The sequence below is a fragment of the Hydrogenophaga sp. genome (genome assembly GCF_011772445.1).
Classification (GTDB): Bacteria; Pseudomonadota; Gammaproteobacteria; order Burkholderiales; family Burkholderiaceae_C; genus Hydrogenophaga.
The window spans coordinates 53,506-66,986 of record NZ_WVZN01000017.1; the positions used below are offsets into that span (position 1 = coordinate 53,506).

Annotated in this window: 13 protein-coding genes; 4 read left to right on the forward strand and 9 right to left on the reverse strand. The window is 68.9% G+C overall.

Annotated elements, in window-relative coordinates:
- Positions 1 to 5: 5 nt before the first annotated feature.
- From GTO19_RS07080 to GTO19_RS07090, 3 genes are read right to left on the reverse strand one after another with little or no spacing between them, the layout of a single operon-like run.
- Positions 6 to 920 carry a lytic transglycosylase domain-containing protein gene (locus tag GTO19_RS07080; RefSeq protein WP_291019670.1) on the reverse strand — a complete coding sequence of 305 codons (915 nt, stop codon included), beginning with the start codon at positions 918 to 920 and terminating at the stop codon, positions 6 to 8.
- Between the two features lie 8 nt (positions 921 to 928).
- The gene (locus GTO19_RS07085) at positions 929 to 2,350 is read right to left on the reverse strand and encodes an FAD-binding oxidoreductase (protein ID WP_291019672.1); all 1,422 of its coding nucleotides are present in this window, start codon (positions 2,348 to 2,350) and stop codon (positions 929 to 931) included.
- Positions 2,347 to 2,793: a DUF2069 domain-containing protein gene (locus GTO19_RS07090; protein ID WP_291019674.1), complete on the reverse strand. Its 447-nt coding sequence runs from the start codon at positions 2,791 to 2,793 to the stop codon at positions 2,347 to 2,349. Before GTO19_RS07090 ends, GTO19_RS07085 begins: the two co-directional genes overlap by 4 nt.
- Positions 2,794 to 2,831: 38 nt before the next feature.
- Between GTO19_RS07090 and GTO19_RS07095 the strand changes: the two genes are divergently transcribed.
- Positions 2,832 to 4,073, forward strand: a complete 1,242-nt coding sequence (locus GTO19_RS07095) for a YihY family inner membrane protein (RefSeq protein ID WP_291019676.1) — start codon at positions 2,832 to 2,834, stop codon at positions 4,071 to 4,073.
- Between the two features lie 27 nt (positions 4,074 to 4,100).
- Here GTO19_RS07095 and dapA read toward each other — a convergent pair whose 3' ends face one another.
- The 5 genes from dapA to GTO19_RS07120 form a co-directional block, all read right to left on the reverse strand.
- The gene (gene dapA / locus GTO19_RS07100) at positions 4,101 to 5,042 is read right to left on the reverse strand and encodes a 4-hydroxy-tetrahydrodipicolinate synthase (protein ID WP_291019677.1); all 942 of its coding nucleotides are present in this window, start codon (positions 5,040 to 5,042) and stop codon (positions 4,101 to 4,103) included.
- A complete protein-coding gene (locus GTO19_RS07105; RefSeq protein ID WP_291019678.1) occupies positions 5,039 to 6,268 on the reverse strand; it encodes an MFS transporter in 1,230 nt (409 codons plus the stop codon). The genes dapA and GTO19_RS07105 overlap by 4 nt, the downstream gene beginning before the upstream one ends.
- A gap of 80 nt (positions 6,269 to 6,348) precedes the next feature.
- A complete protein-coding gene (locus GTO19_RS07110) occupies positions 6,349 to 7,626 on the reverse strand; it encodes a cytochrome P450 (protein ID WP_291019680.1) in 1,278 nt (425 codons plus the stop codon).
- Positions 7,623 to 8,441 (reverse strand): alpha/beta hydrolase, encoded by an 819-nt coding sequence (locus GTO19_RS07115; protein WP_291019681.1) that lies wholly within the window; start codon positions 8,439 to 8,441, stop codon positions 7,623 to 7,625. Before GTO19_RS07115 ends, GTO19_RS07110 begins: the two co-directional genes overlap by 4 nt.
- Complete coding sequence (locus GTO19_RS07120; RefSeq protein WP_291019683.1) at positions 8,441 to 9,751, reverse strand: O-acetylhomoserine aminocarboxypropyltransferase; 1,311 nt, start codon at positions 9,749 to 9,751, stop codon at positions 8,441 to 8,443. The genes GTO19_RS07115 and GTO19_RS07120 overlap by 1 nt, the downstream gene beginning before the upstream one ends.
- Before the next feature lie 93 nt (positions 9,752 to 9,844).
- On the opposite strand from GTO19_RS07120, the gene GTO19_RS07125 reads away from it, so the two are divergent.
- Positions 9,845 to 10,324, forward strand: coding sequence for a CBS domain-containing protein (locus GTO19_RS07125; RefSeq protein ID WP_291019685.1), 480 nt, complete (start codon positions 9,845 to 9,847; stop codon positions 10,322 to 10,324).
- 2 nt (positions 10,325 to 10,326) lie between these two features.
- Here the strand turns inward: GTO19_RS07125 and GTO19_RS07130 are convergent, their stop codons facing one another.
- A complete protein-coding gene (locus GTO19_RS07130) occupies positions 10,327 to 11,538 on the reverse strand; it encodes a polyhydroxyalkanoate depolymerase (RefSeq protein WP_291019687.1) in 1,212 nt (403 codons plus the stop codon).
- Between the two features lie 143 nt (positions 11,539 to 11,681).
- On the opposite strand from GTO19_RS07130, the gene GTO19_RS07135 reads away from it, so the two are divergent.
- Together GTO19_RS07135 and GTO19_RS07140 are read left to right on the forward strand one after the other, a co-directional pair.
- A complete protein-coding gene (locus tag GTO19_RS07135) occupies positions 11,682 to 12,341 on the forward strand; it encodes a glutathione S-transferase (protein WP_291019689.1) in 660 nt (219 codons plus the stop codon).
- A 511-nt stretch (positions 12,342 to 12,852) separates the two neighbouring features.
- On the forward strand, positions 12,853 to 13,470 hold the full coding sequence (locus GTO19_RS07140) for a YdeI family protein (RefSeq protein ID WP_291019692.1): 618 nt from the start codon (positions 12,853 to 12,855) through the stop codon (positions 13,468 to 13,470).
- Positions 13,471 to 13,481: the final 11 nt, after the last annotated feature.

Sequence of the window (13,481 nt, forward strand, 5' to 3'; positions counted from 1 at the left end):
CGCCTTCAGCGCTGGGCGGATACCGGCTGCAGCAGCAGGGGCGAAGGCGGGGTGAGCGCGGCGTCGAACGGGTGCTCGGTGAGCGCGTAGAAGCGCTGGATGCGGCGCACGTAGTCGCGCGTTTCCGCGAAGGGGGGGATGCCCCCGTGGCGGTCCACCGCGCCTTCGCCCGCGTTGTAGGCGGCCACGGCCAGCGGCACCTGGCCGCGGAAGTACGACAGCAGCCAGCGCAGGTAGGACATGCCGCCGCGGATGTTCTGCTCGGCGTCGAAGGGCTTGCTCACCGCGAAGCGCGCCGCCGTCTCGGGGATGAGCTGCATCAGCCCCTGGGCGTTCTTGTCGGACACGGCGTGCACGTTGAAGTTGGATTCGGCGCGGATGACCGCATAGACCAGGCCGGGCTCGAGCCCATAGCGCGGCGCGAGCTTGTACACGATCTTCATGATGCGTTGCTGCTCGGCCGTGTCCACGTGGGCGCGGTAGGCGCTGGCCATCGCCCGCTTTTCGTCGGCCAGGCGCTTTTCCTCAGCCTGCGCGGCGGCGACGCGCGCTTCGCGCTCTTCCACCTCGCGCACGCAGTCGGGTTTGTCGGCCGGCACGCCCAGGCGCTTGAACATGGCCTCGGCCTTGTCGTCGCCCAGCAGCGCGGCGCGCGCGAACCAGTGGGCGGCCAGGCCGTCGCTGCGCGGCACGCCCCGGCCGTTGGCGTGGATCCAGCCCAGGTTGTAGGCCGACACCGCGTCGCCCGCGAGCGCGGCCTGGCAGTACAGGCCCATGGCCGCCACCGTGTCGCGGGGCACGCCCTCGCCATGCTCCAGGGCGATGGCCTGCTCGCGCCAGGCCTGGCGCTGGGCCACGTCGGCCGCCTGCGCCATGCCTGTGAGCAGGCTCAGGGCCAGCAAGACGCGGCGCAGTGGCATCAAGGCATTCATGGTGTCAGTACACGGCCGGGGTTGAAGAGCTTGTCGGGGTCCAGCGCCTGTTTGATGCGGCGCATCAAGGCGAGCGCGACCGGGTCCTTGAAGTGCGGGAGGTGTTCTGCCTTCAGGCTGCCCACGCCGTGCTCGGCGCTGATCGAGCCATCGTAGCGAGCCACCGTGTCGAACACCAGTTGGTTGACCCGCGTTTCCTCCATCTGGAGGAATTTTTTGGCGTCTTCGCCGGCCGGTGCCTGGACGTTGTAATGAAGGTTGCCGTCGCCCAGGTGCCCGAAGTTGACCAGGCGCACGCCCGGTATCTCGCGCTGCAGCAGGGCGTCGGCCTCGTCGCAGAAGGCGGGGATGCGCGACACCGGGATGCTGATGTCGTGTTTGATGTTCAGGCCTTCCTGCGCCTGCGCGAGCGGAATGCTCTCGCGGATGTGCCACAGGGCGTGCGCTTGCGCGATGGACTCGGCCACCACGGCGTCGCTCACCAGGCCTTGCTCGATGGCGGCTTCCAGCAGGCCTTCGAACTGGGCGCGCGCGTGGTCCTCGCTTTCGCTGTCGCTGTTTTCCAGCAGAACGCAGTACGGGGACTCTTTCCACAGCGGCACACGCAGTTGCGGCATGTGCCGGTCCACCAGCGACAGTGCGAACCGACCCATCACCTCGAAGCCGGTGAGCCCCGCCGCCAGGCGCTGCTGCGCCAGGCCCAGCAGGTCCACCGCCGCCTGCAGCGTGGGCACCGCGGCCCAGGCCGTGAGCGTGGCCGCCGGCTGCGGGTAGAGCTTGAGCGTGGCCGCCGTGATGACGCCCAGCGTGCCCTCGCTGCCGACGAACAGGTCGCGCAGGTCGTAGCCGGTGTTGTCCTTGCGCAGGCCGGTGAGCCCGTTCCACACCTCGCCCTGCGGTGTCACCACCTCCAGGCCCAGGCAGAGCTCGCGCGCGTTGCCGTAGCGCAGCACCTGCGTGCCGCCGGCATTGGTGGCCAGGTTGCCGCCGATGGTGCAACTGCCTTCGGCCGCCAGGCTCAGGGGGAACAGGAGGCCCTGCGCCTCGGCCGCCTGCTGCACGGCCTGCAGCACGCAGCCGGCCTCCACCGTCATGGTGAGGTTGGCGCGGTCGATGGCGCGCACGGCGCTCATCCGCTGCAGGCTCAGCACCACCTGCGTGCCCGATGCATCGGGCACCGAGCCCACCACCAGGCCGGTGTTGCCGCCCTGGGGCACCAGGCTCGCGCCGTGCGCGGCACAGGCCCGCACCACGGCGGCCACCTCGGCGGTGCTGCCCGGACGCACCACCGCCAGCGATCGGCCGTGGGCGCGCTGGCGCCAGTCGCGTTCGTAGGCGGCCAGGTCGTGGGTGTCTCGGGTGAGCACGTGGGCGGCGCCCACGGCCTCGCGCAAAGCGGTCAGCAGGGTATCGTTCATTGCTTGTCGGCCAGCGCGCGGTCGGCGGCCTCGTTGGCGGCGGCCACATCGGCCGCCACGGCCTCGGGTCCGGCGGCGCGCAGACGCAGCCGCACGTGCAGCGCGCAGGCCACGAACAAGAGCAGACACAGCAGGGTCTGCCCGGCGGCCAATGTGGTGGACATGGCGCTTTCGCCGCTGGTGGCGCGCACCACGCCCTCGGTGAAGTACAGCCACACCAGCAGGCTCAGCCAGCGGTAGGTGTACATGCGGTTCTTCAGCACGCCGGCCAGCGGCAGGGTGAGCGGCAGCACCTTCAGTGCCCACCAGGAGCCGCCTTCGCGCAGCGGGGCGAGCCACAGTTCCCAGGCCAGGCCCAGCACGATCAGGCCGACGAGACTGGCCGCCGCGAGGCGGCGGGTGAGGGCCACGCGCGCGGCCGTGGCGGAAGCTGGGGAAGACATGGCGGCCCGACGAAAAACGAGGCTGGCATGATACCGGGATGACCTTGTCCGAGCGGCTCGACACCTTGCGCGAACTGGCGCGCGACGTCTGGAACGGCGCGCTGCGTTTTCCATGGCGCACCACGGCCATCACCCTGCGCGAGCGCTTTCGGGAAGACCGCCTCGGCATCACCGCCAGCAGCCTCACCTTCACCACCACCATCTCGCTGGTGCCGCTGTTCACCGTGGCACTGGCCATCTTCAGCGCCTTTCCCATGTTCGACCGGCTGCAGCGCAGCCTGCAGCGCAACCTGGTCGAAAGCCTGGTACCCGAAAGCATCGCGCGCCCGGTGCTCATGTACCTCAACCAGTTCGCGGCCAAGGCCACGCAGATGGGCGGGGCCGGCGCGCTGGCGTTGCTGGTCACGGCGCTGGCGCTCATCCTCACCATCGACCGCAAGCTCAACGACATCTGGCGCGTGCGCCAGCCGCGTCCGGTGACGCAGCGCGTCCTGGTGTACTGGGCGGTGCTCACGCTGGGGCCGCTGCTGCTGACGGTGAGCACGGCGGCCACCACCTACGCCATCGGCAACGCGCGCAGCGTGGCAGCGCTGCCCGCGCCACTGGGCTTCCTGCTCGACTCGGCGCAACTGATGCTGGTGACGGGCGGCCTGGCGGCGCTGTACCGCTACGTGCCCAACACGCGCGTGCGCTGGAGCCACGCGCTGGTGGGCGGCTTTTTCGCCGCCGTGGCGCTGGAACTGGCCAAGGAACTGCTGGCCTGGTACCTCAAGCAGGTGCCCACCTTCTCGGTGCTGTACGGCACCTTCGCCACGGCGCCCATCCTGCTGGTGTGGATCTACCTGGCCTGGGTGATCGTGCTGCTGGGCGCGGTGATCGCGGCCTACCTGCCCAGCCTGCTCAAAGGCGTGGCACGGCGGGGCGATTCGCCGGGCTGGAGCTTCCAGCTTGCGCTGGAGGTGCTGGCGCAACTCAGCGCTGCGCGCACGGATGCGCCACGCGGCCAGAGCCTGGAGGCGCTTGCCGCCTCGCTGCGCGTGGAGGCGCTGCAACTGGAAGAACCGGTGGCGGCGCTGGTCGCGCTCGACTGGCTGGGGCGGCTGGACGAGGAGGGCGAGCGCTATGTGCTGCTCATCGACCCCACGCAAACCGCGCTGGGCCCCTTGATGGAGCGCTTGCTGCTGGCGCGCCAGGGCACCACGGCGCGGCTGTGGGACCAGAGCCGCTGGGCGGGGATGACGGTGGCGGAGGCGCTGCCGGAGCCGATGATGCTGCGTTGAGGCGCTTCGATGTGCCTCGCCAGGCAGTCACCGACGCAGCCTGGCGTGGGCGCCGGTCTGCGGCAGGGAGTCGGCGTGCAGATCCAGGCCTTGCATGGCGAGATCGATCGCGCGCTGCGTTGCAGCCGTCACAGGTACCAGGGGAAGTCGCACCACGTTCGACCATGGGTAACGCGTGGATAGCGCGTACTTGACGCCGCACACACCCGGTTCGATGAACAGCGCCTGGTGCAAGGGCAGCAGGCGTTCATGCAGCGTCAGCGCCGCCTTGAAATCGCCCATCAGAAGGGCCCGCTGAAACGCGGCGCACAAGCCGGGCGTCACGTTCGCCGTGACGGAGATGCAGCCCCGTCCGCCATGCGCGTTGAACCCCAGGGCAGTGGTGTCTTCGCCGGACAGTTGAATGAAGTCGGGTCCACAGGCCTCGCGTTGTTCGTCAACACGTTCGAGCCGACCGGTCGCGTCTTTCACGCCGACGATGTTGCGCAAGTCGCGAGCCAGGGCCGCCATGGTGGCCGGCGCCATGTCCACGGCCGAACGCGAAGGAATGTTGTAGATGAAGACGGGTACTGAAACCGCTTCGGCCACGCGCCTGAAGTGCTGGTACAGGCCTTCCTGCGTGGGTGCGTTGTAGTACGGCGTGACCACCATCACTGCGTCGGCGCCCGCCGCCTGCGCATGCCGCGCCAGATCGACCGCCTCCCGGGTGCTGTTGGACCCGGTGCCAGCGATGACAGGCACACGTCCATTGGCAGCCTCAATGCAGGTTTCGATCACTTGCCGGTGCTCGTCGTGATCGAGCGTCGATGTCTCGCCCGTGGTACCCGCGGGAACCAGTGCCTGGGTGCCTTCGCGGATCTGCCAATCCACCAGTGCGGCCAGTGCGGGCAGATCCAGACGCCCGTCGTTTTGAAACGGGGTGACCAGGGCGGTCATCGACCCCTGGAAGCGGTGCAGGCCGTTCTTCATCTGTGAGGTTCGCGTGTGTGAACGAGGGGTTTGGCCGCCGAAGGGCGGAACAGGGCGGTGGCCAGTTGCGCCAGGCCCAGGCCCGCCGCTCCCAGTCCCAGGATCAGCAGCATGTTCGTCAGGGGGATGTGGCTGTGGAGGGCGCCGACGAGCCAGGGAATGGCGTAGGTTCCGGCCACGAAAGCCATGTTGAACAGTGCCAGAGGCTTTTCGCGCTCGTTGTCCGCGAAGGACGCGACCAGCATCGCGCTCAGGCGCGGGTAGCACAGGCTGTAACCCAGACCGAAGGACACGCCGGCCGCCAGCGCGTGCGGGAGGGTGGGGGCATGGCCCAGCACCAGGAAGCCCAGTCCCATCGCCAGAATGCCCGCGCCCACCACACCGCCATGCGGCAGTTTCTCGATCAAGGGCGCGACCAGAAAGCGGCCGGCAAACATGGTGGTGGAGAACGTGGTGAAGAACGCCGCCAGCGGGATGCCGTGTGCGATCAGGAACGAGGCCATGTAGCTGGGTACGACGCCGAACATGAGGCCAACAATGCACACGATGGCGCAGAGCTTTTGCAGGGCCACGTGCCGGATCAGCTGGCCGTACCGGCAGTGCGGCGCGAGCGTGCGGTGTGGCCGCGCATGGCGCACGCACAGGAGGCCCAGCACGCCGAGTGCCATGGGCACCGCGCTCAGGACGAAGAAGCCGTCAGTGCCGAGGCGCTCCAGCAGCCAGGCCGCCGCTGAAGGCCCGAAGGCGTTGGGCAAGGGGATCATGCTGGCGTACACGCCGAAGAGCGTGACGAAGTAGCGCGGTGAGAGCTGTGCCTTGGCCAGCAGCATGGCCGGCGCAAGCATCAGGCCGTAGGCGAAGCCATGGGTCAGGCGTGAAGCCAACGCCAGGGGGAAGCTGTGCAGGCTCAGGGCGTAGCTGAGGTAGCTGCCCAGCATGAGCGCTGTGCCTAGCCGCGCGGTGGTGAGTGCGCCGAGGCTGCGGGCGACGAAGCCGGAGGCCAGGATGCCGGCCAGGGCCCCGAGGCCGTAGACCGCCAGAAGCTGGCCGACCGCCAAGTCGCTGTGGCCGGCTTGCTCAAAGAGCACCGCGAGCAAGGCGGTGGCCGAGTTGCTCAGGAAAATGAGGAAGGTGCTCGCGCACAGCAGCCAGAAGCGAAGGCGTGCCGACGCATCGACATAGTGCGAGGGCGGTGCGGTCGTGCCAGCAGGATGTTCCGGCTTCATGCGCTCCTCTCCCCAAATCAAGGAGCGCGATGCTAGCGATCAGATTCGACTATGTCAGTGGGTGATTCATGAAGGTGCCATCACCCCACCGCGAACGGCGCCGCCAGAAACCCCCGGAAGCGCGCCCGCCCGCCCCGCGTGGGCGCTGCCGTCAAGCGATACCCCGGAAAGCGCCGCAGGAAGCGCCCGATGGCGATGCGGCCTTCGAGCCGCGCCAGGCTCAACCCCGCGCACTGGTGGATGCCGAAGCCGAAGGCCAGGTGTTTGTTCGGTTCGCGCGCGACGTCCAGCGCTTCGGGTTCGGCGAACTGCGCCGGGTCGCGGTTGGCCGCGCCGATGCACAGCGTCACCAGCGTGCCCGCCGGCAGCTCCAGGTCGCCGATGCGAACGTCCTTCACCGCGCGCCGGTTGCCCAGCTGGTTGGACGACTCGTAGCGCAGGAACTCGTCGACCGCGCGGTCGAGCACGGCCACCTCGTCCTCGCCACCCATGCGCTGCAGCAGTTGCTGGCGCACGGCGGGGTGCTCCTGCAGCGCCACCAGCGCGTTGCCGATGAGGTTGGTGGTGGTCTCGTGCCCCGCATTGAGCAGGAAGATGCAGTTCTGCAGCAGCTCCACCTCGCTCAGTTGCTCGCCGTCGGCCTCGCCCTGGATCAGGCGCGTGAGCACGTCGCGCTCCGGGTCGCCGGGCGCCTGGCGGCGCGCCGCCACCAGGGTGCGCAGGTAGTCGCACATTTCCGTCACGGCGCGGTGGCCGCGTTCGGCCTGCGCGGGGGTGATGGTGGGCTCCAGCGCGCCCAGGATGGCCAGCGACCAGTCGCGCAGCGGGCCGCGCTCGGCGTGCGGCACGCCCAGCAGGTTGCCGATGATCTCCACGGGAATGGCGGCCGCGAAGTCCTCGATCAGGTCACCGCCCTCGTGCGCGGCGATGCTGTCGAGCAGGCGGTCCACCAGCTCGACCAGGCCGGCCTCCATGTCGGCGATGGCGCGGCGCGTGAGCGCGCCCATGATGAGCCGGCGCACGCGCGTGTGCAGCGGCGGGTCGTTGAACACCAGGCTGGTGGTGTGGTGCTCGAACAGCGGCGTGCCGGCGCCGTACTTGGGCGCGAACTCCACGTGCTTGTCGGAACTGAACGAGGCCGCGTCGCGGTACACGGCGGCCAGGTCGGCCCAGCGCGTCAGGAAGACCGAGCCATCGGGCATGCGGCGCACCGGATCCTGCTCGCGCAGCGCGCGGTACACGGGGTAGGGATTGGTGAAGAAGTCGGGCGGCAGGGCGCGCAGGTCGAAGGCCTGCGCGATGGCCTGGGCGCGGTCGGCCGCCATGGGCGGGGTGATGTCGTCGGGCGTGATGCTCATGCTTGCAGGAAATCGCGGATCGCGAACAGCGTCGCGTCGGGGGTTTCGGTCATCTGGTGGTGGCCCACGGGCAGTGTCTCCACCTTGAAGGCCTTGCCGGCGGCCTTCGCGGTGTCGATCAGCGTCTTCGCGCCCTTGGCCTGCGTCATCTGGTCCTGCGCGCCCAGCACGAACAGCACGGGGCAGGTGAGGGCCTTCATGGCGGACTCGCCGTTGGCGTAGGTGTCGCAGGCCACGAAGCCACGGTGGAACACGTTCACCTTGGGGTTGCTGCGCAGCACGCGGCGGCCCAGGGCCATGCTGGCGCCGTACACCCAGGTGCCCGGGCCCAGCGCCGACGGGGGCGCCGCCAGCGTGCTGCGGCTGAACACGTTGATCATCTTCAGCGCCTTCTCGGGTTCGTTCAGCGAGGCCTCGATCAGCGCGGGCGAGACCTTCATCGGGTAGGCCGTGCCCACCAGCACCGCGTGCGTGACGCGCTCTTTGAGCCGGCCCGCCGCCTCCAGCGCGATCAGCGAGCCCCAGCTGTGGCCCACCAGCGCGGCGCGTTGCACGCCGGCTGCGTCGAGCAGGGCGGCGATGAAATCGGCCGCCTGCTCCACCGATGCCGGTGCTTCGCCCTGGCTGCGCGCGTGGCCCGGCAGGTCCACCGCGAGCACGTTGAAGCCGTGGTTGGCCAGGTAGCGGCTTTGCAGGGCCCAGACGCTGTGGTCGTTGAGCACGCCGTGGATGAAGACCACGGTGGGCTTGGCGGCGTCGAAGGGCTTGCCGCCGGTGTAGCAGTAGGTCTTGGCGCCGTTGACGGTGAGTTCCATCAGGCACCTGCCTTTTCTGCGGCCTTCAGCGCGCGTTTGAGGTCATCGATGAGGTCGTCGGCATCCTCCAGCCCGATGGACAGGCGGATCGTGCCCGGCCCGATGCCCGCGCCCGCCAATGCCTCGTCGCTCATGCGGAAGTGCGTGGTGCTGGCCGGGTGAATCACCAGCGAGCGGCAGTCGCCCACGTTGGCCAGGTGGCTGAAGAGCTTGAGCGCCTCGATGAAGGCGCGGCCCTGCGCGCGCGAGCCCTTGATGTCGAAGCTGAACACCGAGCCCGCGCCGCGCGCGCCGAAGCGCAGCAGCTTCTCGGCCAGCGCGTGGCTGGGGTGCGATTCGATCAGCGGGTGGCCCACGCGACCCACCAGCGGGTGGCTGGCGAGGAACTGCACCACCTTCTCGGTGTTGCCCATGTGCCGCTCCATGCGCAGCGACAGGGTCTCGATGCCCTGCAGGATCAACCAGGCGCTGTGCGGGCTCATGCAGGCACCGAAGTCGCGCAGGCCCTCACGCCGCGCGCGCAGCAGGAAGGCGCCCACCGTGGATTCCTCGGTGAACACCATGTTGTGGAAGCCCTCGTAGGGGGCGCTGAACTCGGGGAAGTGACCCGCGGCGTCCCAGTCGAAGCTGCCCCCGTCGATCAGCACCCCGCCGATGACCGTGCCGTGGCCGCTGAGGAACTTGGTGGCCGAGTGGTAGACGAGGTCGGCGCCGAGCTCCAGCGGCTTGACCAGGTAAGGGGTTGTGAGGGTTGAATCCACGAGCAAGGGCACGCGGGCCTCGTGCGCGATCTGCGCCACCGTGGGCATGTCCAGCACGTCCAGGCCCGGGTTGCCCACGGTCTCGCCGAACAGCAGGCGGGTGTTGGGGCGGATGGCCGCGCGCCAGCCGTCGATGTCACCCGGCTTCACGAAGGTGGTCTCGATGCCGAAGCGGCGCATCGTGTAGTGCAGCAGGTTCTGGCTGCCGCCGTACAGGGCCGTGCTGGCCACGATGTGCGAACCCGCACCCATGAGCGTGGCGACGGCCAGATGCAGCGCCGCCTGGCCGCTCGCGGTGGCGATGGCGCCGACGCCGCCCTCCAGCGCGGCGATGCGCTCCTCGAGCACCGCGTTGGTGGGGTTGCTGATGCGGCTGTAGACGTGGCCCGCGCGCTCCAGGTTGAACAGCGAGGCCGCGTGGTCGCTGGACTCGAAGACGAACGAGGTGGTGAGGTGGATGGGCACCGCGCGCGCGCCGGTGGCGGGGTCGGGCGCAGCGCCCGCGTGCAGCGCGAGCGTGTCGAAGCCGGGGTCGGCGTGGCCTGCCATGGGAACGGTCTCCTCTGTGATTTCCGGGGCATTGTGGGCTATATTGGCCCACCCGCCTTGAGCGGAAGCGACACATTCCCGAGGAGACCGATCATGAAAGTCAGCGACATCCTGCGCGTCAAGGGCGGCACGCTGTACACCATTTCGCCCGACGAGCGACTCGAGGTGGCGGTGCAGACCATGGCGCAGTACGACATCGGCTCGCTGGCCGTGATGGAACACGGCGAACTGGTGGGCATGCTGACCTTCCGCGAGCTCATCGAAACCCTGGCCACCAACAACGGCCAGCTCGGCGGGCGCATCGTTCGCACGGTGATGGACGACCACCCCATGACCTGCACGCCCGAGACCGAACTCGAACAGGTGCGGCCCATGATGCTGGAGCGGCACACCCGCTACATGCCGGTGATGGACAACCGCATGCTCATGGGCGTCATCAGCTTCTACGACGTCGCCAAGGCCGTGGTGGACAGCCAGAACTTCGAGAACAGGATGCTCAAGGCCTACATCCGCGACTGGCCCGAGGAAGAGACGCCCGCGGACCCGCCGCCGCAGTTGCGCGCGGCGCGCTGAACTCAGCCCATCGCGGAGTGGATGTGCTCGCGCACGCGCGGGTAGATCTGTGAGTTCCAGCGCCGCCCGCTGAACACCCCGTAGTGCCCCACACCCGTCTGGATGTGGTGCGTCTTGTGGTAGGGCCGGATGCCGGTGCACAGGTCCTGCGCGGCCACGGTCTGGCCGATGGAGCAGATGTCGTCGCGCTCCCCTTCCACCGTCATCAGCGCCGTGCGGCGGATGGCCGCCGGGTTCACCCGCCGCCCGCGCCACATCAGCTCGCCGCGCGCCAGATCGAAGGTCTGGAACACCTTCTCCACCGTCTCCAGGTAGAACTCGGCCGGCAGGTCGTTCACCGCCAGGTACTCCTCGTAGAAGTCCTGGATGGTGCGGGCTTCCTCCACGCGGCCTTCCACCAAGTGCTCCGCCATGGTGCGGAAGGACTGCTGGTGCCGCTCGGGGTTCATGCTCATGAAGGCCGTGAGCTGCACGAAGCCCGGGTACACGCGGCGCATGTGCCCCGCGTGCGGCAGCGGTACGTGGCTGATGAGGTTCTTGGCGAACCACTCGATGGGCTTGCCGGTGGCCAGGCGGTTCACTTCGGTGGGGTTCACGCGGCAGTCCACCGGCCCGGCCATCAGCGTCAGGCTGGCGGGCGTGGCGGGGTGTTCGTCCTCGGCCATGAGCGCGGTGGCGGCCAGCGCGGCCACGCAAGGCTGGCAGACCGCGATCACGTGGTGGCCCGGGCCGATGGCTTCGGAGAACCGCATCATGTAGTCGATGTAGTCGTCCAGCCCGAAGGCGCCGTGGCGCAGGTGCACGTCGCGCGCGTTGTGCCAGTCGGTGATGTAGACGTCGTGGTCCTGCAGCAGGGTGCGCGCGGTTTCGCGCAGCAGGGTGGCGAAGTGGCCCGACAGCGGCGCCACCAGCAGCACCGGCGGGCCCGGCTCGGCCGTGCGCTTGGCGAAGTGCAGCAGGCTGCCGAAGGGCAGGGTGAGTTCGAGCTTCTCGTCCACGGCCACGGGCTCGCCATTCACCAGCACCTCGCCGATGCCGTAGGGCGGGCGGCTGTGGGTGAGGCGCAGGCGAGCGATCAGGTCGCAGGCGGCGGCGATCTGGCGCAGCCAGGTGCGCTCGGTTCGGGGCACCCAGAAGGCGGAGGCCAGGGACTGGGCGGCCAGTCGGAGCGGCGACAGCAGGTCGGACTGGGTCTGGTAGGCCTGGTACAGCATGGGCGTCGTGCCTCTTGTGGAGGGATGCGCCGGGTGCAGGCAAGTCCCGGGCCAGCCGCGCGGTGCACCGGGGCGGTGCCTGCGCGGTTTCACCAGATGGCACAGGCTTTGCTGAGTGCGTGGGCACTCACCGGAGACGCCCCATGGCCAGCACCGCGGAACTCACCATCAGCAGCAAGAACTACGGCGCCTGGGCGCTGCGCGGCTGGCTCATGTGCAAGCTGGCGGGGCTGAAGTTCACCGAAAAGGTGATTCCGCCGGACGACCCGTCGGTGCGGGCGGAGATGCTGCTGCTGTCGGCGTCGATGCGGGTGCCGTCCCTGGTGCACGAGAAGGTGCATGTGTGGGACGTGCTGGCCATCGGCGAATACCTGAACGAGATCAAGCCCAACGCCGGCCTGCTGCCGGCGGACCGGGCGGCGCGGGCGCACTGCCGCTCGATCTGCGGGGAGATGCACTCGGGCTTCACGGCGCTGCGCTCGTCGCTGCCGATGAACATCAAGGGGCACTTTCCGGGGTTCAAGCTGTGGAGCCGGGCGCAATCGGACATCGACCGCATCGAGGCGATCTGGACGGAGTGCCTGGCTTCGTATGGGGGCCCGTACCTCTTCGGTGCCAAGCCTTGCATCGCAGACGCCATGTTCGCGCCGGTGGTGACGCGCTTCATCACGTATGAGGTGGCGCTGGATCCGGTGTGTGTGGCGTATTGCGACACGGTGATGGATCTGCCGGCGATGAAGGAATGGGTTTCCGCTGCGGAAGCGGAGCCGGATGAGATCGATGAGTTGGACGCGGAGTTCTGATCTGATCCCCCGGTCCTTGAGGGTGCTTCGCTCGTTCCTTGGCTGGCGGGCCGAGGGCTTGGGCTGTGCCGCTGGGGGCTTCAAATGCGCAGCCCTTCGCTTCGCGAAGGGTCCCCTGCGGTGCTCGGGCAGCCGGCCCGCGGCATAACTCACTGCGCGCGCTTCGCGCGCTCCGTTCAAACAGATGCCGCCAATCAGTTCACGAAGCGCGCTGCGCGCGCGGGCCGGCTGCCCTGCGCTCCTCGGCAGCGCATAGGCGCCCCCAGCGGCACAGCCCAAGCCCTCGGCCAGGGGCGGGTGGGCGAGCGGGGCGGGGTGCGGGTCTGGCGATTGAAGGGTCGGTTTTCGTCGAATAGGATGGCGCCATTCGGCCAAGACCAGCCGTTCATATACGACTACTCGCAGGCATCGCGACCGGATGCCGAGGCTCTGGCCAAGCAGTGTCGATGCACCAAGGTGCATGCCACTGTGCAGCGAACCGCGCTGGCTCTCTTGCAGCACACTCCATGCGATGCCCACCGCCAAATCCGCCATCCAACCCGACTCCTCCCCGACCTTGTTCAACAGCGCCAAGGCTTTCGAGACCTGGCTGAAGAAGAATCACGCCACCTCCGATGGGCTCTGGCTCAAGATCGCCAAGCGGGGCGCCAATGAACCCAGCGTCACCTACCCCGAGGCGGTGGAGGTCGCGCTCTGCTGGGGCTGGATCGACGGCCAGAAGAAGGGCCTTGACGACCAGCACTTTCTCCAGCGCTTCACGCCGCGGCGCGCGCGCAGCGTTTGGTCGAAGATCAACGTCGACAAGGTCGCGGCCCTCATCGAGGCGGGCCGCATGAAGGCGCCGGGCTACGCGCAGATCGAGGCCGCCAAGGCCGACGGACGCTGGGCGCAGGCCTACGACGGAGCGCGCACGTCCGCGGTGCCGGAAGATCTGTTGGCCGCGCTGGAAGCCGAGCCCAGGGCCAAGACCTTCTTTGCAACGATCAACGCGGCCAATCGCTACGCCATACTGTGGCGCATACAGACGGCCGTGAAGGCCGAGACGCGCGCCAGGCGCATCGCCCAGCTGGTGGAGATGCTCGCGCGCGGCGAGACCATCCACAACGTCAAGCCCGGTGCCAAGGCATGACCGCGAGGGTC